At 70.0% G+C, this 22,873-nt stretch carries 22 protein-coding genes; 12 read left to right on the top strand and 10 right to left on the bottom strand.

What is annotated here, in order from left to right; all coding sequences use genetic code 11:
* Nucleotides 1-53 precede the first annotated feature (53 nt).
* Nucleotides 54-1,397 carry a 4-aminobutyrate--2-oxoglutarate transaminase gene (gabT, locus tag IE269_RS27710; RefSeq protein ID WP_189825888.1) on the top strand — a complete coding sequence of 448 codons (1,344 nt, stop codon included), beginning with the start codon at nucleotides 54-56 and terminating at the stop codon, nucleotides 1,395-1,397.
* A gap of 361 nt (nucleotides 1,398-1,758) precedes the next feature.
* Nucleotides 1,759-2,310, top strand: a complete 552-nt coding sequence (locus IE269_RS27705; RefSeq protein ID WP_308436984.1) for a phosphatase PAP2 family protein — start codon at nucleotides 1,759-1,761, stop codon at nucleotides 2,308-2,310.
* On the opposite strand, the gene IE269_RS27700 is transcribed toward IE269_RS27705, so the two are convergent.
* The 7 genes from IE269_RS27700 to IE269_RS27670 all read right to left on the bottom strand — a co-directional run bounded on the left by IE269_RS27700 (nucleotide 2,282) and on the right by IE269_RS27670 (nucleotide 10,220).
* Nucleotides 2,282-2,785, bottom strand: coding sequence for a hypothetical protein (locus IE269_RS27700; protein ID WP_189825886.1), 504 nt, complete (start codon nucleotides 2,783-2,785; stop codon nucleotides 2,282-2,284). The two genes, IE269_RS27705 and IE269_RS27700, sit on opposite strands and share 29 nt — an antisense overlap.
* 179 nt (nucleotides 2,786-2,964) lie before the next feature.
* Nucleotides 2,965-4,383 (bottom strand): NAD(P)/FAD-dependent oxidoreductase, encoded by a 1,419-nt coding sequence (locus tag IE269_RS27695; protein WP_189825885.1) that lies wholly within the window; start codon nucleotides 4,381-4,383, stop codon nucleotides 2,965-2,967.
* Nucleotides 4,384-4,416: 33 nt separating this feature from the next.
* Nucleotides 4,417-5,223, bottom strand: a complete 807-nt coding sequence (locus tag IE269_RS27690) for an ABC transporter permease (protein WP_189825884.1) — start codon at nucleotides 5,221-5,223, stop codon at nucleotides 4,417-4,419.
* The gene (locus IE269_RS27685; protein ID WP_189825883.1) at nucleotides 5,223-6,143 is read right to left on the bottom strand and encodes an ABC transporter permease; all 921 of its coding nucleotides are present in this window, start codon (nucleotides 6,141-6,143) and stop codon (nucleotides 5,223-5,225) included. The genes IE269_RS27690 and IE269_RS27685 overlap by 1 nt, the downstream gene beginning before the upstream one ends.
* Nucleotides 6,140-7,291: an ABC transporter ATP-binding protein gene (locus IE269_RS27680; RefSeq protein ID WP_189825882.1), complete on the bottom strand. Its 1,152-nt coding sequence runs from the start codon at nucleotides 7,289-7,291 to the stop codon at nucleotides 6,140-6,142. The genes IE269_RS27685 and IE269_RS27680 overlap by 4 nt, the downstream gene beginning before the upstream one ends.
* Before the next feature lie 111 nt (nucleotides 7,292-7,402).
* A complete protein-coding gene (locus IE269_RS27675; RefSeq protein ID WP_438817632.1) occupies nucleotides 7,403-8,605 on the bottom strand; it encodes an ABC transporter substrate-binding protein in 1,203 nt (400 codons plus the stop codon).
* Between the two features lie 100 nt (nucleotides 8,606-8,705).
* A complete protein-coding gene (locus IE269_RS27670; RefSeq protein WP_189825880.1) occupies nucleotides 8,706-10,220 on the bottom strand; it encodes a gamma-aminobutyraldehyde dehydrogenase in 1,515 nt (504 codons plus the stop codon).
* A 206-nt stretch (nucleotides 10,221-10,426) separates the two neighbouring features.
* Between IE269_RS27670 and IE269_RS27665 the strand changes: the two genes are divergently transcribed.
* Nucleotides 10,427-10,972: an NADAR family protein gene (locus IE269_RS27665; protein WP_189825879.1), complete on the top strand. Its 546-nt coding sequence runs from the start codon at nucleotides 10,427-10,429 to the stop codon at nucleotides 10,970-10,972.
* A 187-nt stretch (nucleotides 10,973-11,159) separates the two neighbouring features.
* Here IE269_RS27665 and IE269_RS43325 read toward each other — a convergent pair whose 3' ends face one another.
* A complete protein-coding gene (locus tag IE269_RS43325) occupies nucleotides 11,160-11,378 on the bottom strand; it encodes a DUF4190 domain-containing protein (RefSeq protein WP_318299662.1) in 219 nt (72 codons plus the stop codon).
* A 154-nt stretch (nucleotides 11,379-11,532) separates the two neighbouring features.
* Here IE269_RS43325 and IE269_RS43320 point away from each other — a divergent pair, with 154 nt between their 5' ends.
* The 7 genes from IE269_RS43320 to IE269_RS27630 all read left to right on the top strand — a co-directional run bounded on the left by IE269_RS43320 (nucleotide 11,533) and on the right by IE269_RS27630 (nucleotide 17,852).
* Nucleotides 11,533-11,664: a hypothetical protein gene (locus IE269_RS43320; protein WP_318299661.1), complete on the top strand. Its 132-nt coding sequence runs from the start codon at nucleotides 11,533-11,535 to the stop codon at nucleotides 11,662-11,664.
* Nucleotides 11,665-11,908: 244 nt separating this feature from the next.
* Nucleotides 11,909-12,934 (top strand): adenosine deaminase, encoded by a 1,026-nt coding sequence (locus tag IE269_RS27655; RefSeq protein WP_189825877.1) that lies wholly within the window; start codon nucleotides 11,909-11,911, stop codon nucleotides 12,932-12,934.
* 71 nt (nucleotides 12,935-13,005) lie between these two features.
* Nucleotides 13,006-13,731, top strand: a complete 726-nt coding sequence (locus IE269_RS27650) for a glycerophosphodiester phosphodiesterase (RefSeq protein WP_189825876.1) — start codon at nucleotides 13,006-13,008, stop codon at nucleotides 13,729-13,731.
* 53 nt (nucleotides 13,732-13,784) lie between these two features.
* Complete coding sequence (locus tag IE269_RS27645; protein ID WP_189825875.1) at nucleotides 13,785-14,558, top strand: SAM-dependent methyltransferase; 774 nt, start codon at nucleotides 13,785-13,787, stop codon at nucleotides 14,556-14,558.
* A 113-nt stretch (nucleotides 14,559-14,671) separates the two neighbouring features.
* A complete protein-coding gene (locus IE269_RS27640) occupies nucleotides 14,672-15,862 on the top strand; it encodes a sensor histidine kinase (protein WP_189825951.1) in 1,191 nt (396 codons plus the stop codon).
* Nucleotides 15,859-16,518: a response regulator gene (locus IE269_RS27635; RefSeq protein ID WP_189825874.1), complete on the top strand. Its 660-nt coding sequence runs from the start codon at nucleotides 15,859-15,861 to the stop codon at nucleotides 16,516-16,518. Before IE269_RS27640 ends, IE269_RS27635 begins: the two co-directional genes overlap by 4 nt.
* A gap of 155 nt (nucleotides 16,519-16,673) precedes the next feature.
* On the top strand, nucleotides 16,674-17,852 hold the full coding sequence (locus IE269_RS27630; protein ID WP_189825873.1) for a serine hydrolase domain-containing protein: 1,179 nt from the start codon (nucleotides 16,674-16,676) through the stop codon (nucleotides 17,850-17,852).
* A gap of 73 nt (nucleotides 17,853-17,925) precedes the next feature.
* Here IE269_RS27630 and IE269_RS27625 read toward each other — a convergent pair whose 3' ends face one another.
* Together IE269_RS27625 and IE269_RS27620 are read right to left on the bottom strand one after the other, a co-directional pair.
* Complete coding sequence (locus IE269_RS27625) at nucleotides 17,926-19,131, bottom strand: polyamine ABC transporter substrate-binding protein (protein ID WP_189825872.1); 1,206 nt, start codon at nucleotides 19,129-19,131, stop codon at nucleotides 17,926-17,928.
* Between the two features lie 73 nt (nucleotides 19,132-19,204).
* On the bottom strand, nucleotides 19,205-20,644 hold the full coding sequence (locus IE269_RS27620; RefSeq protein ID WP_189825871.1) for a gamma-aminobutyraldehyde dehydrogenase: 1,440 nt from the start codon (nucleotides 20,642-20,644) through the stop codon (nucleotides 19,205-19,207).
* Between the two features lie 177 nt (nucleotides 20,645-20,821).
* Here IE269_RS27620 and IE269_RS27615 point away from each other — a divergent pair, with 177 nt between their 5' ends.
* Nucleotides 20,822-21,313 (top strand): Lrp/AsnC family transcriptional regulator, encoded by a 492-nt coding sequence (locus IE269_RS27615; RefSeq protein ID WP_189825870.1) that lies wholly within the window; start codon nucleotides 20,822-20,824, stop codon nucleotides 21,311-21,313.
* Nucleotides 21,298-22,701: an aspartate aminotransferase family protein gene (locus IE269_RS27610; protein WP_189825869.1), complete on the top strand. Its 1,404-nt coding sequence runs from the start codon at nucleotides 21,298-21,300 to the stop codon at nucleotides 22,699-22,701. Before IE269_RS27615 ends, IE269_RS27610 begins: the two co-directional genes overlap by 16 nt.
* Nucleotides 22,702-22,873: the final 172 nt, after the last annotated feature.

Raw genomic sequence — 22,873 nt, 5'->3', positions numbered from 1 at the left:
GCGAAGTACTGATCCGCCCGTTTCACCCCACCCCCCTTCCCGAGGAGCCCCTCATGAGCGCAGTTCCGCAGGAGCGCCGCATCGTCACCGCCATCCCCGGCCCGAAGTCGCAGGAGCTTCAGGCCCGCCGCAGCGCCACGGTCGCCGGTGGGGTGGGTTCCGTGCTTCCCGTGTTCACGACGCGCGCCGGTGGCGGCATCGTCGAGGACGTCGACGGCAACCGTCTGATCGACTTCGGCTCCGGCATCGCCGTGACCTCGGTCGGCGCGTCCGCCGAGGCCGTGGTGCGCCGCGCGTCCGCGCAGCTCCAGGACTTCACGCACACCTGTTTCATGGTCACGCCGTACGAGGGCTACGTCGAGGTCTGTGAGCAGCTCGCCGAGCTGACGCCGGGCGACCACGCGAAGAAGTCCGCGCTGTTCAACTCGGGCGCCGAGGCCGTCGAGAACGCGGTGAAGATCGCCCGCGCGTACACCAAGCGCACGGCCGTCGTCGTCTTCGACCACGGCTACCACGGCCGCACCAACCTCACCATGGGCATGACGGCGAAGAACATGCCGTACAAGCACGGCTTCGGTCCGTTCGCCCCGGAGATCTACCGCGTGCCGGTCGCCTACGGCTACCGCTGGCCGACGGGCGCCGACAACGCCGGTGCCGAGGCGTCCGCCCAGGCCATCGACATGATCAACAAGCAGATCGGCGCCGAGAACGTCGCCGCGATCATCATCGAGCCGGTCCTCGGCGAGGGCGGCTTCATCGAGCCGGCCAAGGGCTTCCTCCCGGCGATCTCGAAGTTCGCCACCGACAACGGCATCGTCTTCGTCGCGGACGAGATCCAGTCCGGCTTCTGCCGCACCGGCCAGTGGTTCGCCTGCGAGGACGAGGGCGTCGTCCCCGACCTCATCACGACCGCCAAGGGCATCGCGGGCGGTCTGCCGCTCGCCGCCGTGACGGGCCGCGCCGAGATCATGGACGCCCCGCACTCGGGCGGCCTCGGCGGCACCTACGGCGGCAACCCGGTGGCCTGCGCCGCCGCGCTCGGTGCGATCGAGACGATGAAGGAGCTGGACCTCAACGGGAAGGCCAAGCGCATCGAGGAGGTCATGAAGGGCCGTCTCGCCGCCATGGCCGAGAAGCACGACGTCATCGGCGACATCCGCGGCCGCGGCGCCATGATCGCCATCGAGCTGGTCGAGTCCGGCACCAAGGACGGCGCGAAGACCCCGAACGCCGCCGCTGCCGCCGCCCTCGCCAAGGCCTGCCACCAGGAGGGCCTGCTGGTCCTGACCTGCGGCACCTACGGCAACGTGCTGCGCTTCCTGCCGCCGCTGGTGATCGGTGAGGACCTGCTGAACGAGGGCCTGGACATCATCGAGAGCGCCTTCGCGGGAATCTGATCCGAACCTGGGTCAAACTTCCCCTGTGAAGAACGTGTGGGGGGCCAATGGCGGGATCGGGGGGCCGCTGTCGGTCCCCCGTCTCCTGCCGTACGGTTCCTGGCAGATGAGAGAAACACCCCGCTCGCAGGGGACTGCGGGCGAGTCCGGGGCAGGGCTTCCCCAGCACCTCCCTGGTCGTGCCTACGCGCACACCACCCCCGGAGCTTCTGGCTCCGGATCTCCTCACCGATCGGACGGCGGTACGCCCCACACCCCCCGGGGCGTCCGTCCCTCCGGTCAGACCGACTGCCCCGGAGCTTCCCCCCCTGCTCCGGGGCAGTCGGCATTTCTCCTCCCGCTCCTCACGCTCCTCGCCGCCGTGCTGCTGTTCGTGCTGGTCACCTGGCAGGTCGTGGTCCGTGGGCCCTGGTGGCGGGCGGACGTACGGCTGGACCGGGCGGTGGTCGGGGCGGGGCCGTCGTGGCTCACCGAGTTCCTGGCCGACCTCGGCAACACGCAGGTCGCGCTGCCCGTGCTGGCGGCGGCCGTGGCGTACGCGCTGTGGCGGCGGCTGCGTGCGGCGCCGCTGGCGGCGGCGGGGGCGATGGTGGCGGTGCCGCTCGTCGTCGTACCGCTGAAGACGTGGATCGACCGGCCCGCGCCCCTGGACGCGGCGCTGTCGGGGTATTTCCCGTCCGGGCACACGGCGACGGCGGCCGTCGCGTACGGCGGGGCCGCGCTGCTGCTGCGGGCGTGCGGGCACCGCCGATGGCCGGTGCCCGTCGCGGGAGTGCTGACGGGGATCACCGGCATCGGGCTGGTGCTGCGGGGGTATCACTGGCCGCTGGACGTGGTGGGCAGCGTGTGTCTGTCCGTGGTGCTGCTGGGGCCGCTGTGGTGGCTCAGTCGTCGAGGTCGCCGTCCCCGCTGATGTCGTCGTGGTGGGGTGTGCGCTGCGCCCTCACCATCCGGCTGGCCGCCTCGTGCATCGCCAGTTCCAGCAGCGCCGGGTCCGTCAGGGTGCCCCGGCCGTCCGGGGCGACCAGCCAGCGGACGCCGCTCGCGGTGGCCCGGCCGGGGTACGGGACGACGATCCAGGTACCGCAGCCCGCGCCCCGTACCCCCGTGCCCAGCCAGCGGGCGGCCGTGCCCGCGGGGACGAAGAACCCCATGCGGGAGTCCCCGAAGTCGGCGAGCACGGGACCCGGGCGGTCCACCAGCCGGGTCAGGACGTCGAGGGTGGGATAGCCGAGATCGCCCGGCAGGATCAGTACGTCCCAACGCCTCCCGGCGGGCAGCAGGGCGACCCCGTGGGGGTTGCGCTCCCATTCCCATCGGCAGGCGTCGGGGTCCGGGGCCACCGAGACCAGCCATTCCACTGCGGTCTTCGCTTCCGAGCCAACCATCGCGGGCGGGCCTCCTTCTTCCATTTCACTGTGCACGGATCGGTGCGTACACAGGTGAGAAGGGGGTCGGGCCCGGCTATTACGCGGGTTTCGCTACTTGTTGGTAGTGAGGTGGGTCACCGCAGGTAACAGTTGTGCGCCCCCGGGGAGACCGGGGGCGCACGGACTGCTCGTACGGATCAGCTGTCGAAGCCCAGACCCACCTTGTCCATGGCCTTCAGCCACAGGTTGCGCTTGCCTCCGTTGTCGTCGGAGCGGGCCATCGAACGCTTGGTGATCTCGATGCCGGCCCAGGCGATCGGCTCCGGCGGGAACGGCAGCGGCTTGCTGCGGACCATCTCCAGCTCGGTGCGCTCGGTCTTCTTGCCGTCGAGGAGGTCGAGCATGACCTCCGCGCCGAACCGGGTCGCGCCGACGCCGAGGCCGGTGTACCCGGCCGCGTACGCCACCTTGCCCGCGTGCGCCGTGCCGAAGAACGCCGAAAAGCGGGTGCAGGTGTCGATCGCGCCGCCCCACGCGTGCGTGAAGCGCAGCCCCTCCAGCTGCGGGAAGCAGGTGAAGAAGTGCTCGGCGAGCTTGAGGAAGGTCTCCGGGCGGGAGTCCAGCTCGCCGCTGAGCTTGCCGCCGAAGTGGTAGACGGCGTCGTAGCCGCCCCACAGGATGCGGTTGTCCTCGGAGATGCGGAAGTAGTGGAACTGGTTGGCGCTGTCGCCCAGCCCCGCCCGGTTCTTCCAGCCGATGGAGGCGAGCTGCTCCTCGGTGAGGGGCTCGGTCATCAGGGCGTAGTCGTAGACCGGGACCGTGAAGTGCCGAAGCCGCTTCACCAGCGACGGGAACACGTTGGTGCCCAGCGCCACCCGGCGGGCGAAGATCCGGCCGTACGGGGTGCGCACGGCGGTGCCGTTGGCGTCCGAGGCGAGCTGGGTGCCCTTGGTGTTCTCGTAGATCCGGACACCGAGGTCCAGGCAGGCCTGCTTGAGGCCCCAGGCCAGCTTCGCCGGGTTGAGCATGGCCACGCCGCGCTTGTCCCAGAGGCCGCCGAGGAAGGTCGGCGAGTCCACCTCGGCGCGGATCGCGTCCGCGTCGAGGAGCTCCATGTGCTCGGTGAGACCGAGCCTGTCGGCCTCCTCGTACATCTCCTTGAGCTCTTCGAGCTGGTGCGGCTCGGTGGCGACGTCGATCTCGCCGGTGCGCTCGAAGGCGCAGTCGATGCCGTACTTCTTGACGGCCTCCTCGATGGCGTCGAGGTTCTTCTCGCCGAGCTCTTCGAGCTTGTTGATCTCCTCGGGCCAGCGGGCGATGCCGTTGCCGAGCCCGTGGGTGAGGGACGCGGCGCAGAATCCGCCGTTGCGCCCGGAGGCGGCCCAGCCCACCTCGTTCGCCTCGATGAGGACGACGTCGCGCTGCGGGTCACGCTCCTTGGCGATCAGCGCGGTCCACAGCCCGCTGTACCCCCCGCCGATGACCAGCAGGTCGCAGCGCTCGTCGCCGGTCAGCGACGGCTCGGGCGCGGGGCGGTCCGGGTCGTCCAGCCAGAACGACAGCGGCTTCGCGCCGGAAAGGGATCGTGCGGCACTACGCATGGCAACCGGGGCCATGGTTTCCAACTCCTTCAAGCTCCTGAACAGGAACTACTTGGGTGATGCGCTGTTCTTTCGGCGGCTCGCGATGAACTGGCCGCCGAGGACCACCAGCACAGCAATGACGAACATGGCTGTACCAATGACGTTAATTTGTACGGGCGTGCCGCGCTGCGCCGACCCCCACACGAACATCGGGAAGGTGACTGTCGAGCCCGCGTTGAAGTTCGTGATGATGAAGTCGTCGAACGACAGCGAGAAGGCCAGCAGCGCACCCGCCGCGATGCCGGGGGCGGCGATCGGCAGGGTGACCCGTACGAAGGTCTGGACGGGGCCCGCGTACAGGTCGCGGGCGGCTTCCTCCAGCCTCGGGTCCATCGACATGACACGGGCCTTGACGGCGGTCACGACGAAGCTGAGGCAGAACATGATGTGCGCGATGAGCACGGTCCAGAAGCCGAGCGGCGCACCCATGTTGAGGAAGAGGGTCAGCAGCGAGGCCGCCATGACGACCTCGGGCATGGCCATCGGCAGGAAGATCAGCGAGTTGATCGCGCCGCGCGCCCGGAACCGGTAGCGGACCAGCGCGAAGGCGATCATCGTGCCGAGGATCGTCGCCCCGAGCGTCGCCCAGGCGGCGAGCTGGAGCGAGAGCGCCAGCGATCCGCACAGGTCGGCGACGCCGCAGGGGTCGGCCCAGGCGTCCGTGGAGAACTGCTGCCACGCGTAGTTGAAGCGCCCGTTCGGCTTGTTGAACGAGAACACCATCACGACGACGTTCGGCAGGATCATGTACGCGAGGGTCAGGAGCCCCGCGATGACGACGAGATTGCGGCGAAGCCACTTCACAACAGCCATCAGACGAGGTCCTCCGTCCCGGACTTGCGCATGTAGACGGTGACCATGATCAACACGATCGCCATGAGGATGAAGGACAGCGCGGCGGCCGTCGGATAGTCGAGCACCCGCAGGAACTGCGACTGGATGACCGAGCCGACCATCTTGGTGTCGGTCGAGCCGAGCAGTTCGGCGTTGACGTAGTCGCCGGCCGCCGGGATGAAGGTCAGCAGCGTGCCGGAGACGACACCCGGCATGGACAGCGGGAACGTCACCTTCCGGAAGGTCGTCGCCGGGGTCGCGTACAGGTCCCCGGCCGCCTCGTGCAGCCTGCCGTCGATGCGCTCCAGGGAGGTGTAGAGCGGCAGGATCATGAAGGGCAGGAAGTTGTACGTCAGGCCGCAGACCACCGCGAGGGGCGTGGCCAGCAGGCGGCTTCCCTCGGTCCAGCCCAGCCAGCTCGTCACGTCCAGGACGTGCAGGGCGTCCAGCACGCCGACGACGGGGCCGCCGTCCGCCAGGATCGTCTTCCAGGCGAGCGTACGGATCAGGAAGCTGGTGAAGAACGGCGCGATGACCAGCACCAGGACGAGATTGCGCCAGCGCCCCGCCTTGAAGGCGATGAGGTAGGCGAGCGGGTAGCCGAGCAGCAGACACAGGATCGTCGCGGTGCCCGCGTAGAGCAGCGAGCGGATGAACTGCGGCCAGTATTCGGCGAGCGCGTCCCAGTACGTCTGGAAGTGCCAGGTGACCTTGAACCCGGCCTCCAGCGAGCCCTCCTGGACGGAGGTGGAGCCCTGGTAGATCAGCGGCAGCGCGAAGAAGACCAGCAGCCACAGGATGCCGGGCAGCAGCAGCCAGTACGGGACGAGCCGCTTGCGCGCGGAGACCTTGTGGACCGGGGGTTCCTCGGTCGCGGGGGGAGCTTCGGTGACGGTCACGAGGCGTCCTCCACCGACTGCACGCCCGCGTCGATGGCCTGGTCGGCGTCGAGGCCGAAGGTGTGCTCGGGGTTCCAGTGCAGGACGACCTCGGCGCCGGGGGCCAGGCGGGAGTCGCGCTCGATGTTCTGGACGTACACGTCGAAGTCGGCGCAGGCGGGGCTGTCCACGATGAACTGGGTGGAGACGCCGATGAAGCTGGAGGCGGTGATGCGGCCGGTGATGCGGTTGCGCCCGTCGGGGATGCTGTCCGCGTCGTCGGCGTGCGCGATCGACACCTTCTCGGGGCGCACGCCCACCAGGAGCTTGTCGCCGGTTGCGGTCTGGGCCTGACATCGGGCGTTCGGCAGCTTGAGCTTGGCGCCGCCGCAGGTGACGGTGACGACGTCGGAGGTGGTGGAGGCGACCTCGGCCTCGATGAGGTTCGAGGTGCCCAGGAAGTTGGCGACGAAGGTGGTCTTCGGGTTCTCGTACAGGTCGGCGGGGGCACCGAGCTGCTCGACCCGGCCGCCGTTCATGACCGCGACCTGGTCGGCCATCGTCATGGCCTCCTCCTGGTCGTGGGTGACGTGCACGAAGGTGATCCCGACCTCGGTCTGGATGCGCTTGAGCTCCAGCTGCATCTGACGGCGCAGCTTGAGGTCCAGGGCACCCAGCGGCTCGTCGAGGAGCAGCACCTGCGGGTGGTTGATGAGGGCGCGGGCGACGGCGACGCGCTGCTGCTGGCCGCCGGAGAGCTGGTGCGGCTTGCGCTTGGCGAACTGGCCGAGCTGGACGAGGTCGAGCATGTCGTCGACCTGCTTCTTCACGGACTTGATGCCGCGGCGGCGCAGCCCGAAGGCGACGTTCTCGCTGATGTCGAGGTGCGGGAAGAGCGCGTAGCTCTGGAAGACGGTGTTCACCGGGCGCTTGTACGGCGGCAGGTGCGTGACGTCGGTGTCGCCGAGGGAGACGGTGCCGGTGGAGGGGTCCTCCAGGCCGGCGATCATCCGCAGCGTCGTCGTCTTGCCGCAGCCGGACGCGCCGAGCAGGGCGAAGAAGGAGCCCTGCGGGACGGTCAGGTCGAGCGGGTGCACGGCGGTGAACGAGCCGTAGGTCTTGCTGATCCCGGCGAGGCGGACGTCGCCGCCTTCGGTCTTCTGAGTCATGGGTTGCGGTCCCAGGGGGGAGTCGGGGTGCTTCGGGGGGTGCGTGGGGGGTTGCCTCGTACGTGGTGACACGTGCGGGCACCTGGTGGCGCCTGGTATCTCGGAGGGCTCTTACGCGCCGATGAGCTTGGCGAACTTCTCCTCGTACGTCTTCTCCTCCGCCTCGCTGAGCGTGCGGAAGGGATGCGCCTTGGCCGCCATCTCCTTGTCGGGGAGGATCAGCGTGGAGTCGGCCAGCGCCTTGTCGAGCTTGGCGAGTTCCTCGCGGACGCCCTCGACGGGGCAGACGTAGTTGATGTACGCGGCGAGCTGGGCCGCGGGCCCGGGCTCGTAGTAGTAGTCGATCAGCTTCTCGGCGTTGGTCTTGTGCCGGGCCTTCGCCGGGACCAGCAGATTGTCCGAGGACGATATGTAACCGGCCTTGGGTATCGCGAACTTCACCGACGGATTGTCCGCCTGGAGCTGTACGACGTCCCCGGCCCAGGCCACGCAGGCCGCCAGGTCGCCCTTCTCCAGGTCGGAGGTGTAGTCGTTGCCGGTGAAGCGGCGGATCTGCTTGCTGTCGACGCCCTTCTGGAGCCGGGCGACCGCCGCGTCGTAGTCGTCGTCGGTGAACTTCGCGGGGTCCTTGCCCAGGTCCAGCAGCGTCATCCCGATGCTGTCGCGCATCTCGGAGAGGAAGCCGACCTTCCCCTTGAGCTGGGGGTCGTCGAGGAGCTGCGAGATCGAGTCGACCTTGCGCCCGCCGGTCGCCTTCTCGTTGTACGCGATGACCGTGGAGATGCCGGTCCAGGGGTACGAGTAGGCGCGGCCCGGGTCCCAGGCGGGGCTGCGGAACTGGGCGGCGAGGTTGGCGTACGCGTGGGGCAGGTGCGTGGGGTCGAGCTTCTGCACCCAGCCGAGCCGGATCAGCCGGGCGGCCATCCAGTCGGTGACGCAGATGAGGTCGCGGCCGATGTCCTGGCCGTTGTGCAGCTGCTGCTGGATCTTGCCGAAGAACTCGTTGTTGTCGTTGATGTCCGCCGTGTACTTGACGGATATCCCGGTGCGCTTCGTGAAGGCCTCAAGGGTCGGATAACCCTTGTCGTCCTCGCCGACGTCCATGTACTCGGTCCAGTTGGAGAAGACGACCTGCTTCTCCTTGGCCGAGAAGTCGTCCGAGACCTTCGCCTGCTTGTCCTTGCCGCCCGCGGCCGGAATACCGCAGGCACTGAGTACGCCGATGCCGCCGAGGGCAAGGGCGCCGCCGCCGGCGGCGCGCATCAGCGAGCGCCGGGTGAGTGCACCCCGGCCGCTCGTGATGCTGCGCCGCATGGCTCTCTCCACCGCATTCTCCGTGGAGGGTGACCCGTGCTGGAACTGCTCCATGCGCAATTGCCCTTTCGGGTGGGTTGCCGCTGGTGAGGCGGACTCTTTATCGGTCCCCGAAGATCGTGCGGTGCCAGTCCTTGCGGGCCACCGCGGTGTTGTCGAACATGACGTGCTTGACCTGCGTGTACTCCTCGAAGGAGTACACCGACATGTCCTTGCCGAAGCCGCTGGCCTTGTACCCGCCGTGCGGCATCTCGCTGAGGATCGGAATGTGGTCGTTGACCCACACACAGCCCGCCTTGATCTCGCGGGTGGCGCGGTTCGCGCGGAACACGTCGCGGGTCCAGGCCGAGGCGGCCAGACCGTACGGAGTGTCGTTGGCCAGCTCGATGCCCTCGTCGTCGGTGTCGAACGGCAGCACCACGAGCACCGGGCCGAAGATCTCGTCCTGGACGATCTCGCTGTCCTGGGCGGCGTCGGCGATCAGGGTCGGGCGGTAGTACGCGCCGTCCTTGAGGTCGCCCTGCGGGGCCTCGCCGCCGGTGACGACCCGGGCGTACGAGCGTGCGCGCTCGACGATGGCGGCGACGCGGTCGCGCTGGGCGAAGCTGATGAGCGGGCCGAGGTCGGTGGTCTCCGCGAAGGGGTCACCCAGCCGTACGGACTCCATCAGCTCGGCGACCCCGCTGACGAAGGCGTCGTACAGCGGACGCTGCACGTACGCGCGCGTGGCGGCGGTGCAGTCCTGGCCGGTGTTGATGAGGGCTCCGGCGACCGCGCCGTTGATGGCGGCCTCCAGGTCGGCGTCGTCGAAGACGACGAACGGGGCCTTGCCGCCCAGCTCCAGGTGCAGCCGCTTGACCGTCGAGGTGGCGATCTCGGCGACGCGCTTGCCGACCGGGGTGGAGCCGGTGAAGGAGGTCATCGCGACGTCCGGGTGGCCGACCAGGTGCTCGCCCGCGTCCTTGCCGGCGCCGGTGACGATGTTGACGACACCGTCCGGCAGCCCGGCCTCCTTCGCGGCCTGCGCGAACATGAGCGAGGTGAAGGGGGTCAGTTCGGCCGGCTTCAGCACGATGGTGTTGCCCGCGGCGATGGCCGGGAGGATCTTCCAGGCGGCCATCTGGAGCGGGTAGTTCCAGGGCGCGATCGAGCCGACGACACCGATCGCCTCACGGCGGATGTACGAGGTGTGGTCGCCGTCGTACTCCCCGGCGGACTTGCCCTCCAGGTGACGGGCCGCGCCCGCGAAGAAGGCGACGTTGTCGACCGTGCCGGGTACGTCGAACTCCCGCGACAGCTTGATCGGCTTGCCGCACTGGAGCGACTCGGCGTACGCGAAGTCCTCGGCCTGCTCGGCGAGGACGGCGGCGAACTTGTGCATGGCGTCGGAGCGCTCGCCCGGGGTGGCCCCGGACCAGCCGGGGAAGGCCGCCTTGGCGGCTGCCACAGCCGCGTCCACGTCGTCTCTTCCGGCCAACTCGTACGAATAGATCCCCTCGCCCGTGGCGGGGTTCACGACCGTGTGAGTACGACCCGAGGTACCGGGACGCAACTGCCCGCCGATGTACTGTGCGCCGCCCTCGAAGCGGTCCTGCACCTGGAAGCGGTTGCCCATGACGCTCTCCTCCGCCGCTCACCCCGTCATACGGGGGTCGGCGTAGCTCCAGCTTGATTTGATTGCCGATCCTGACAGAGCACTTCGCCACCAACAAGTGATTCCGTTGTTGCCTTTTGGTTACGCGACGAATTCGGTCGACCGTGTGTCGAGTCGGCGCGGAAATTCCGTACGGAGTGTCAGTGGCGAATGCCAGACTCGCATGCATGGGGAAGATCGAGGAGATTGCGGCGCAGGTCAGCGGGGGCGAGCGGGTGAAGTTCCTGCACTTCTGGGGTCACCGTCCGCGACCGGACGGTTCGCTGGGGCCAAGCATTTTCAGCCAGTGGTGGCCGTCGCCGTTCACGGTGGACGGGGTGGTCTACGCGACGGCCGAGCACTGGATGATGGCCCGCAAGGCGGTGCTCTTCGGGGACGCGGAGGCGGAGCGGGCGGCGCTCGCGGCGACCTCTCCTGCTGCGGCGAAGAAGGCGGGCCGCTTGGTCAGGGGTTTCTTGGAACCGGAGTGGGCAGCGGCTCGCTACGACATCGTCGTCGCCGGCAACATCCACAAGTTCACCCAGCACGCGGACCTGGGGGCGTACCTCCTGGGCACGGGCTCCCGGGTCCTGGTCGAGGCGAGCCCCCTCGACCGCATCTGGGGCATCGGCCTCGCCGCCGACGACCCTCGCGCCGCCGACCCCGCCACCTGGCGCGGCCAGAACCTCCTGGGCTTCGCCCTCATGGACACGAGGGCTGCGCTGGCGGGCTGAGGCAGCCCACGGGGCGGAGCTCTTTCCGCCTCGCCCCCGTGGGCGGGGCGCCCTTTCCCCGAGCCCCCTTGGGCGGCGGGGCCGCCCCCCGGGGGCGGGACGGGCGGGCAAGGGGGCGGTACGCCCGATCCGGGCCCACCCCGGTACCGGCCCCTGCCCGCACCTTGGACGCCGGGTGCGCGCAGCCCTAGCGCATCGCGGCCCACACGATGACGCCGATCCACACCGCCTGGATGGCCAGGCCGATCGACCCCGTGATGATTCCCGCCAGCGCCATCCCCGCGTTCGTCGCCTCCCCCCGCGCCGCCTTCTTGCGGCCGAGGATTCCGAAGATCAGCCCGAGCGGCCCCAGGACCACACCGAGGTACATGCAGAACAGGCAGATGGACAGAATGCCGAGCACCATCGCCGCGATACCGAACCCGTTCTGCGGCTGCGTCGCCCCCGTCCACCCCGCAGGCCCGGGGTACCCCGGGTACCCGGGGTATCCGGGGTACCCCGGCCCCCCACCGGGCGTGGCCCCCGACGGGTACGCGGGCGGGTACCCGTACTCACCGGGCGTGGCCGACGGAGCCGCCGACGGATACCCGTACGCCGGCGCCCCCGGCGCCGCGGGCGCACCCGGCAGCCCGTCCGTCCCCGCCGCCGGCATCGACGTCACCGTCGGCTGGCTGTGCACGGGATTCGGGTAGGCGGGCGGCGTCGCCCCCGGCTTGTCCAACGGCACCCGGTTCGCGGAGTCCTCCGGCGGGGCCCACGGGTCCGGAGCGCCCGAGGGACCCGAAGGACCCGTCCCGTTCGGCTGCTGCGGCGTGCTGTCTGACATGGTTCTCCCCCATCGGCGGTTCCCGGTCATGCTACGGCGTACCCCACATGGCGGAGTGCCCCGCCTACGATGATCCCGAACCACTCCGCACCCCGCACCAGGAGGAACCGATGTCAGACCTGCGCCCCTTCGTCGCGGGCCTGCCCAAGGCAGAGCTGCACGTCCACCATGTCGGTTCCGCCTCCCCCCGGATCGTCGCCGAGTTGGCCGCCCGGCACCCGGACTCCCAGGTGCCCACCGACCCCGAGGCGCTCCGCGAGTTCTTCACCTTCACCGACTTCGCGCACTTCATCGAGGTCTACCTGGCCGTCGTCGACGTGATCCGCACCCCCGAGGACGTCCGCCACCTCACCTACGAGGTGGCCCGCGACATGGCCCGCCAGAACATCCGGTACGCCGAGCTGACCGTCACCCCCTTCAGCTCGACCCGCCGCGGCATCCCGGAGGCCGCCTTCATGGAGGCCATCGAGGACGCCCGCAAGGCCGCCGAGTCCGAGCTCGGGGTCGTCCTGCGCTGGTGCTTCGACATCCCCGGCGAGGCCGGTCTGGAGTCGGCGGAGGAGACGGTACGTCTCGCCCTGGAGCACCGCCCCGAGGGCCTGGTCTCCTTCGGCCTGGGCGGTCCGGAAATCGGCGTCCCGCGCCCCCAGTTCAAGCCGTACTTCGACAAGGCGATCGAGGCCGGCCTGCACTCCGTCCCGCACGCGGGCGAGACCACGGGCCCGGAGACCATCTGGGACGCCCTGACCGACCTGCGCGCCGAGCGCATCGGCCACGGCACCAGCGCCACCCAGGACCCGAAGCTGCTCGCGCACCTGGCCGAGCAGCAGATCCCTCTCGAAGTCTGCCCGACCTCCAACATCGCGACCCGCGCGGTCGCGACCCTGGACGAGCACCCGATCAAGGAGATGGTCGCGGCCGGCTGCCTGGTCACGATCAACAGCGACGACCCGCCGATGTTCGGCTCGGACCTGAACAACGAGTACGTCGTCGCCGCCCGCCTCCTGGACCTCGACGAGCGGGGCCTGGCGGAGCTGGCGAAGAACGCGGTGAAGGCGTCCTTCCTGGACGAGGCCGGCAAGGCGAAGCTCACCGCCGAGATCGACGCGTACACGACGGACTGGCTCAACCGCTGAAGCCCGGGGACGCCCGGGGACGGCCTCCCGCTGAGCGCGCGGGAGGCCGTCCCTTCACCAAGAATGACCCCATGAGCGCCGACCGTGACCGAGACCGTTACACCGTCCTCGCCGTGGGCCATCGCGGCGACCCGTACCGCTTCCGCGAGAACACCCTCGCCTCGATCCGCTCCGCCCTCGACCTGGGCGCGGACGCGGTGGAGGTCGACGTACGGCTGACCCGCGACGGCGTACCGGTGCTCCTGCACGACGAGACGCTCCAGCGCCTCTGGGGCCACGACCGCTGGCTGGTGGACCTCACGAAGGCCGAGGTCGACGACCTGACCGGGCACGGTGTGCCCACCCTGCGCGAGGCGATCCTCGAGGTCGGCGCCCGCCGCCTGATGCTCGACCTGCCGGGCGCCCACGACGAGGTCGTACGGAAAGTGGTGGGCGTCGTCCACGAGGCGGGCGCGAGCGCGCGCATGTACTACTGCGGCGGCCCGGCCGCGATGCTCCGGGTCCGCGCCGCCGACCCGCACGCGGAGATCGCCCTGACCTGGACGTCCGGCGCCCCGCCGCGCCCCGAGGTGCTCGCCGCCCTCACCCCGCGCTGGCTGAACTACCGCTTCCCGCTCGTCGACCGCACCGTGGTGGACCGCGCCCACCGGGACGGCCTGCTGGTGTCCGCCTGGACCCCGGACACGGCCCGCAGCATGCACCGTCTGCTCGTCGCGGGCGTCGACGCGATCACCACCAACCGCCTCGACCTCCTCTCCCGCACCATCACCAAGTACCGCACCACACGTCGCAGTTGACCGTCCGGCATGATGGCGTCCCACCACCCCCGCGCCGGAGGAGACCGCGCCGCATGCCCGCCGACATACGCACCGACATCGCCCACAGCGCCCGCGTCTGGAACTACTGGCTGGACGGCAAGGACCACTACCCCGTCGACGCCACCGTCGGCGACCAGGTGACCTTCCTGTACCCGTCCATCAGCGAAGTCGCCCGCGCCGACCGCCGCTTCCTGGGCCGCGCGGTCTCCTACCTGGCGGGCGAGGCGGGTCTGCGTCAGTTCCTCGACATCGGTACGGGTCTGCCCACCGCCGACAACACGCACGAGGTCGCCCAGCGCATCGCGCCCGATGCCCGCATCGTCTACGCGGACAACGACCCGGTGGTCCTCGCCCACGCCCGCGCCCTCCTGACCAGCACCCCCGAGGGCGCCACCGCGTACGTCGACGCGGACACCCGCGACCCGGAGAAGATCCTCGAAGCGGCCGCCCTGACCCTGGACCTGGACCGCCCGGTCGCCGTGACGATGCTGGGCATCCTCAACTTCGTTGCGGACACGGCCGAGGCGCGGTCGATCGTACGCACCCTGATGGCCGCCCTCCCGCCGGGCAGCCACCTCGCGCTCACCCACCCCACCCTGGAACTGGGCGGCGAGGGCAACGAGGCCGCGATGGCCTTCTGGAACGAGAACGCGACCCCGCCGATCCGCACCCGCACGGGTGCCGAATTCGCCTCGTTCCTGGACGGGTTGGAGATCCTGGAGCCCGGCGTCGTGTCCTGCGCGCACTGGCGTGCACAGGATCCGCGGGTGGCGCAGTTCGGTGCGGTGGCGGTCAAGCGCGCGTGACTGCTCCACCCGGGCCGCGCGCGACGGCCCCGCTCCGAGCGCGCGTCCGGCTCCGAGGCCGCGTACGGCTCCCCGCCCGCTTCCGCCCCCGGGCGGCGGACGTCGGCGCCGCCCTGCGCGCGCATCCGTGGGCGGCCGACGCCGGCGTGGCCCTGCTCGTCCAACTCGTCGTCAGCGTGCCGTGGTTGATTCCGCGCCCGCCGGGTTCGTCGCCCGCGACCCTCCTCGCGTACGGGCTGACGACGCTGACCGTGCTGCCGCTCGTCTGGCGGCGGCGTGCACCGCTGGCCGTCCTGGTGGCGGTGCTCTGCGCGCACGTGCTGTACGGGACGGCCGTCGACGGGCCCGGCCAGACCCTCCCGTACACGAGCATGGTCGCGCTGTACTCGCTCGCCGCGCTCGCGCCCTCCCCGCTGCGACAGGTCACGGGCGCGCTGACGCTGGTGATGGCCGCCGTCTCCGTGGCGTGGCGGGGCCGGGACGACTGGCTGCGGGAGCTGCTGCTCACGCTCGTCGTCTTCGCGGCGTCGTACGCCTTCGGCCGCCTGACCCACACCCGGCAGGCGTACACGCGGGCGGTCGAGGAGCGGGCGCGGGCCGTCGAGGAGCGGAACGCCGAGCTGGAGCGGGCGAACCGCATCGAGGCCGAGCAGGCGGCGGCCCGCGAACGGGCCCGTATCGCACGGGAGATGCACGACGTCCTGTCGCACGCGGTCAGCATCATGGTCGTCCAGGCGGAGGCGGGACCGGTCGCGGTGCGCGTCGCGCCCGAGCGGGCGGAGGCCGCGTTCGACGCCATCTCGGAGACCGGGCGGGAGGCCATGACGCAGCTCCGGCAGATGCTGGGGGTGCTGCGGGAGAGCCCGGACGGATCGCTCGCACCGCGCGCGCCGCTGCCCGGGATCGCCGAACTGCCCGCCCTGGTCGAACGGGTGGGACGGGACGACCTCACCGTGACGTACGAGGCGTCAGGTGACCCGCGCCCCCTCTCCGCCGCCCTGGGCGCGACGGCGTACCGCATCGTCCAGGAGGCCCTGACGAACACCGTCAAGCACGCGGGGGCGCGCAGCGTCGACGTACGACTCCATTACGGTCCCCGGGACTTGACCGTCACGGTCACCGACGACGGCAGGGGCCCCGCCAACGGTCGCGTCGCCGGACCCGCCGCGGGCCACGGCCTGACCGGCATCCGCGAGCGGGCCGCCGCGCACGGTGGTTCGGTGACGGCGGGCGCGGGCCCCGGGAGCAGGGGATTCCGGCTGAGCACCGTGCTTGTAATGTCCGCGACGGAGGTGGGACGTTGACGATCCGGGTGGTGGTCGCGGACGACCAGGAACTGGTCCGCAGCGGCTTCGCGATGATTCTGGACGCGCAGCCGGACGTGGAGGTGGTCGCGGAGGCGGGCGACGGCGCGGCGGCGGTCGACGCGGTGCGACGGCTGGCGCCGGACGTGGCGCTCCTCGACATCCGGATGCCGTTGATGGACGGCATCGAGGCGTGCCGGGCCATCACGTCCTCGGGCCCGACCCGCACCGTCATGCTGACGACCTTCGACTCCGACGCGTATGTGTACGACGCGCTGCACGCGGGCGCGAGCGGCTTCCTCCTGAAGGACGTGCGCCGGGACGACCTGGTGCACGCGGTGCGGGTGGTGGCGGACGGCGAATCGCTGGTCGCGCCGACGGTGGCCCGCCGCCTGATCGCGGAGTTCACCTCCCGGCCGGTCGCGGCCCCGCCCTCCGACCGGCTGGACGTGCTGACGGCGCGCGAGCGGGAGACCCTGCTCCACCTGGCCCGGGGCCTCTCCAACGCCGAGATCGCGGCGGCCCTGACCGTCAGCGAGCACACGGTGAAGACGCACGTGGGCAACGTCCTGTCGAAGCTCGGGCTGCGCGACCGCATCCAGGCGGTGATCTGCGCGTACGAGACGGGGCTGATCGCTCCCTCCGGCGGGGGATGACCGGGCGCCGCCCTCCCCCGCCCGGGGGAGGAAACCCGGCCGCCAGGACCGCCCCCACCGGCGATCCGCGAACGGCCCGCGCTCAACAGGATGGAGTCCAACAGCAGATACGGACTCCCCCACCGGGGAATCCCACGGCCCCGGAAGGCCCCACCATGAACCGCCTCAGCGCACGCACCCGCACCGCCCTCGCCGCCGCCCTGGTGCTCGGCATCGCCGCGGGGCCGGCCGCCGCCGGACCGGCGACCGCCCAGCCGGCGCCGGCCGCCTCGCACCAGACCTCCGGCCCCGACGCCGAGGCCCTCCGCGCCGCGATCGCCGGGCTCCCGAACGCGAACTCCACGGCCGCGCTCGTACGGGTGGGCGGCAAGGGCGGGGACTGGCGGGGCAGTTCCGGCGTCCACGACCTGGCATCGGGCCGCGCCGCCGACCCGGACGCCCGCTTCCGGGTCGGCTCGGTCACCAAGGTGTTCACCGCCGCGACCGTGCTGCGGCTGGCCGCCGAGGGCCGGGTGGACCTGAACCGCCCGGTCCGCGCCTACCTCCCGGCCGACATTCCCGCCTCGTACGGCACGGTGACGGTCCGCCAGCTCCTCAACCACACGCACGGCATCCCCAGCCCCGCCGGCGGGAGCGAGAGCGAGGACCTGGAGGTGCTGTACGCCCACCGCCTCGACCTGCACTCGGCGCGCGCGGCGGTCGCCCAGGCGACCTCACCCGCAAAGGAGGGGGAGAAGAACGTGCCCGGCACGACGCAGCGGTACGGCAACATCGGCTACACGATCGCCGGGCTCCTGATCGAGAAGGTGTCGGGGACCTCGTACGAAGAGGCCGTGGCCCGGCGCATCCTGCGCCCGCTGGGCCTGCACGACACGTACTTCCCGGGCTCCAGCCCTCGTATCAAGGGCCCGCACAACCACGGCTACCAGGTGTTCAAGAAGCCGGACGGTACGACGGAGCTGCGCGACGTGTCGGTGTGGGGGGCGACGGAAACCTGGGCGGCGGGCGACCTCATCTCCACCACGGCCGACCTGGAGACCTTCCTGAAGGCGCTCTTCCGGGGCCGGGTGGTGCGCGGCCCGCTCCTGGAGGAGATGTTCACGGTCCCCAACATCGCCGGGGCGGACATGAGCGTCGGCCTCCAGCGCTACGACCTCGGGGGCGGGCGGGTCGTCTGGCTCAAGACGGGCGGCCGCTGGGGCTACAACGCGGTCATCGCGGCCCCGCGCGACCTGTCCCGCACCCTCGTCTACTCCGTCAACTCCACGGACGCGAAAAGCAAGGCCATGAATCCGACCATCAAAAGCATCCAGCTCGCCGCCTTCAGCTGCTGAGAGCGGCCCGCGGCCATCGGCGAAGGGCTCGCCGAGCCGGCCGGCGAATGCCACGCCCGCCCCCCCGGACGCCCTACAGCCCCACGATCGAGTTCCACCGCTTCGCGAACTCCAGCCGCTCCTCCGCGGTGATGTCCCGTGCGATCTGGAGCCGCTTGCGGACCGCCCCGTCGGGGAAGATCAGCGGGTCCTCGGCGAGGGCCGCCGTCTCCTCGTCCTTGGAGGAGGCGATGATGTCGCGGGCCGCCGGGACGGGGCAGACGTAGTTGACCCAGGTGGCCAGTTCGGCGGCGACCTCGGGGTCGTAGTAGTAGTCGATCAGCTTCTCGGCGTTGCGCTTGTGCTTGGCGAGGTTGGGGATCATGAGCGACTCCGCCCACAGCTCCGCACCCTCCTCCGGCACCACGAACTCGATGTCCGGGTTGTCGGCCTGGAGCTGGATGACGTCGCCGGAGTACGCCTGGCAGGCCAGCACGTCGCCGCTCGCGAGGTCCTTGACGTAGTCGTTGCCGGTGAAGCGGCGGATGTGCTTGGTCTTGACCAGCTTCTCCACCTGCTCGCACATCGTGTGGAAGTCGTCCGCGACCCACTTGGTGACGTCGACGCCGAGCCCCTGCATCAGCAGCGAGAAGCTCTCGTCGAGGCCGGAGAAGAGCGTGACCTTGCCCTTCAGTTCGGGGCGCCACAGGTCCGAGGTGTGCTTGATCTCGCGGCCGAGCTTCTTGCGGTTGTACGCGATGCCGGTGATCCCCGACTGCCACGGCACCGCGTGCCGGCGGCCCTTGTCGAAGGCCGGGTTCAGGAGCTGCGGGTCCAGGTACTTGGCGACGTTGGGCTGCTTGGCGCGGTCCATCTCCTGGACCCAGCCCAGGCGCACGAAGCGCGCGGCCATCCAGTCGCTGATGACGATGAGGTCGCGGCCGGTCTCCTGGTGGTTCATCAGCGCCGGGCTGACCTTGCCGAAGAACTCGTCGTTGTCGTTGATCTCCTCGGTGTACCGCACCGAGATCCCGGTCCGCTTGGTGAACTCCTCCAGCGTCGGCCGCTTCGACTTGTCCTCCTCATCGGTGTCGATGTAGAGGGGCCAGTTGGCGAACTGGAGGTTCTTGTCCCGGTCGGAGGAGTCCGTCCCGGCCCGGTCGCCCGGCTTCACGTAAGCGGCGGGAACCCCGCACCCGGTGAGCGCGGCGAGCGCCCCCGTCGTACCGATTCCGTACCCGATACCGCGGAGCACCGTGCGGCGCGAGAGACGACGCGAAACGCGACCAAGATCACCCATGGACCCAACCCTTCCGGAATGCACGAGGGGCGGGCAATAGACAGTCTGCCTATCGCCCGCCCCGTTACGAGGCTCAGCCGTCGAGCGACGTCATGACGTGCTTGATGCGGGTGTAGTCCTCGAAGCCGTACGCGGAGAGGTCCTTGCCGTAGCCGGACTTCTTGAAGCCGCCGTGCGGCATCTCGGCGACCAGCGGGATGTGGGTGTTGATCCACACGCAGCCGAAGTCGAGGTTCTTGGACATGCGCATGGCGCGCGCGTGGTCCTTGGTCCACACGGAGGACGCGAGGGCGTACTCGACGCCGTTCGCCCACTCCAGGGCCTGGGCCTCGTCGGTGAAGGACTGGACGGTGATGACCGGCCCGAACACCTCGTTCTGGATGATCTCGTCGTCCTGCTTGAGGCCGGAGACGACGGTCGGGGCGTAGAAGTAGCCCTTGTCGCCGACCCGGTGGCCGCCCGCCTCGACCTTGGCGTGCGCGGGCAGCCGCTCGATGAAGCCGGTGACCTGCTTGAGCTGGTTGGCGTTGTTGAGCGGGCCGTAGAGCACGTCCTCGTCGTCCGGCATGCCGGTCTTCGTGTCCGCCGCCGCCTTCGCGAGCGCGGTCACGAACTCGTCGTGGATCGACTCCTGTACGAGCACGCGCGTGGCGGCCGTACAGTCCTGGCCGGCGTTGAAGTAGCCCGCCATGGCGATGTCCTCGACGGCCTTGGCGATGTCGGTGTCCTCGAAGACCACGACGGGGGCCTTGCCGCCAAGCTCCAGGTGGACCCGCTTGAGGTCCTTGGACGCGGACTCGGCGACCTGCATGCCGGCGCGTACCGAACCGGTGATGGAGGCCATCGCCGGGGTCTTGTGCTCGACCATCGCGCGGCCGGTGTCACGGTCGCCGCAGACGACGTTGAAGACGCCCTTGGGGACGATGGAGCCGATGATCTCGGCGATCAGGACGGTGGAGGCGGGGGTGGTGTCCGACGGCTTCAGGACGACGGTGTTGCCCGCGGCGAGCGCCGGGGCGAACTTCCACACGGCCATCATCATCGGGTAGTTCCACGGCGCGACCTGCGCGCAGACGCCGACCGGCTCGCGGCGGACGATGGAGGTCAGGCCCTCCATGTACTCGCCGGCGCTGCGGCCCTCAAGGAGGCGTGCCGCGCCCGCGAAGAAGCGGATCTGGTCGACCATCGGCGGGATTTCCTCGGAGCGGGTCATTCCGAGGGGCTTGCCGCAGTTCTCCGACTCGGCGGCGATCAGCTCCTCCGCGCGCTCCTCGAAGGCGTCCGCAATCTTCAGCAGGGCCTTCTGGCGCTCGGACGGCGTCAGGTCGCGCCAGGCGGGGAACGCCTCGGCGGCGGCGGCCATCGCGGCGTCGACGTCCTCCTGGCCGGAGAGCGGCGCGGTCGCGTACGCCTCGCCCGTCACCGGATTGATCACGTCGGTGGTCCGCCCGTCGGCGGCGTCGCGGAACTCTCCTGCGATGTAGTTGCGCAGACGGCGCAGCTCGGTGGTCACGGCCACTCTCCCTCATCGATGTCCGGTGGGTGAGACACCCACACTAGTCAGTGCGGTGTCGCTTTCGACATACCCACCCTCCAAGAACTTCGGATTCAGTCAAATCTTGACGCACGAACAACGAATTTCATCGGTTTGCTCTTGCGAGACGGACGAGACCTCGTGCAGAGTGGCCCTGTGGTCAGTCGTAGCGCAGAACCCAGGCCCGGCAGCGGAAGCTCCCCGGCGATCGATGCCGTCTCGTTGGCGATCATCGAGCAGCTCCAGGAGGACGGCCGTCGTCCGTACGCCGCGATAGGCAAGGCGGTGGGTCTCTCCGAGGCCGCCGTGCGCCAACGCGTACAGAAGCTGCTCGACCAGGGCGTCATGCAGATCGTCGCCGTCACGGACCCGCTCACCGTGGGCTTCCGCCGGCAGGCGATGGTCGGCATCAACGTGGAGGGCGACCTCGATCCGGTCGCGGACGCGCTCACGGAGATGCCGGAGGTCGAGTACGTCGTCGTGACGGCGGGCTCCTTCGACCTCCTCGCGGAGATCGTGTGCGAGGACGACGACCACCTCCTGGAGATGATCAACAAACGCATCCGGACCCTCCCCGGAGTGCGCTCCACCGAGAGCTTCGTCTACCTCAAGCTCAAGAAGCAGACCTACATGTGGGGAACCCGATAGCCGTGAGTGCCACAAGCAACCCTGCCACCGGCAAGGACCTCTCGAAGACCGCGTACGACCACCTGTGGATGCACTTCACCCGCATGTCGTCGTACGAGAACGCCCCCGTGCCGACGATCGTGCGCGGCGAGGGCACGTACATCTTCGACGACAAGGGCAAGCGCTACATCGACGGCCTCTCCGGCCTGTTCGTGGTCAACGCCGGTCACGGCCGCCACGAGCTCGCGGAGACCGCGTACAAGCAGGCCCAGGAGCTGGCCTTCTTCCCGGTGTGGTCCTACGCCCACCCGAAGGCCGTCGAGCTCGCCGAGCGGCTCGCGCACTACGCGCCGGGCGACCTGAACAAGGTCTTCTTCACCACCGGCGGCGGCGAGGCCGTCGAGACCGCGTGGAAGCTCGCCAAGCAGTACTGGAAGCTGCGCGGCCAGCACACCAAGTACAAGGTCATCTCGCGTGCGGTCGCCTACCACGGCACCCCGCAGGGCGCCCTGTCGATCACCGGTCTGCCGGCCCTGAAGGCCCCCTTCGAGCCGCTCGTCCCGGGTGCGCACAAGGTCCCCAACACCAACATCTACCGCGCCCCGATCCACGGCGACGACCCCGAGGCCTTCGGCCGCTGGGCCGCCGACCAGATCGAGCAGGAGATCCTCTTCGAGGGCCCGGAGACCGTCGCCGCCGTCTTCCTGGAGCCGGTGCAGAACGCCGGCGGCTGCTTCCCGCCGCCGCCCGGCTACTTCCAGCGGGTCCGCGAGATCTGCGACAAGTACGACGTGCTGCTCGTCTCCGACGAGGTCATCTGCGCCTTCGGCCGCCTGGGCACGATGTTCGCCTGCGACAAGTTCGGTTACGTACCGGACATGATCACCTGCGCCAAGGGCATGACCTCGGGCTACTCCCCGATCGGTGCCTGCATCGTCTCGGACAAGATCGCCGAGCCGTTCTACGAGGGCGACAACACCTTCCTGCACGGCTACACCTTCGGCGGCCACCCGGTCTCCGCGGCGGTCGGCCTCGCCAACCTCGACATCTTCGAGCGCGAGGGCCTCAACCAGCACGTCCTGGACAACGAGGACGCGTTCTACCAGACGCTCCGCAAGCTCCACGACCTGCCGATCGTCGGCGACGTCCGCGGCAACGGCTTCTTCTACGGCATCGAGCTGGTGAAGGACAAGGCCACCAAGGAGACCTTCACCGACGAGGAGACCGAGCGCGTCCTGTACGGCTTCCTCTCCAAGGCGCTGTACGAGAACGGCCTGTACTGCCGGGCCGACGACCGCGGCGACCCGGTCGTCCAGCTCGCGCCGCCGCTGATCTCCACCCAGGAGACCTTCGACGAGATCGAGGGCATCCTGCGGGCGGTCCTCACGGAGGCCTGGACCAAGCTGTAGCCAGCAGGTGCGTTGATCTTTTCGTACGGCCCGGATGCACCCGTTCCAGTGAGAACGGGCGGCGTCCGGGCCGTACGTCTGCCGCGCCACACCCACCTCCGCACCCCGAATCCCTAGCGTGCGCAGTGACCGATCGGCTCCGTGTTTCGTTCCCCCGGAAGGGGGACGGGAA

Origin of the sequence: Streptomyces spiroverticillatus, from assembly GCA_014650415.1 — a bacterium.
Classification (GTDB): domain Bacteria; phylum Actinomycetota; class Actinomycetes; order Streptomycetales; family Streptomycetaceae; genus Streptomyces; species Streptomyces spiroverticillatus.
The sequence above is the reverse complement of the archived record's forward strand: the minus strand, read 5'-3'. Positions and strand labels throughout refer to the sequence as shown.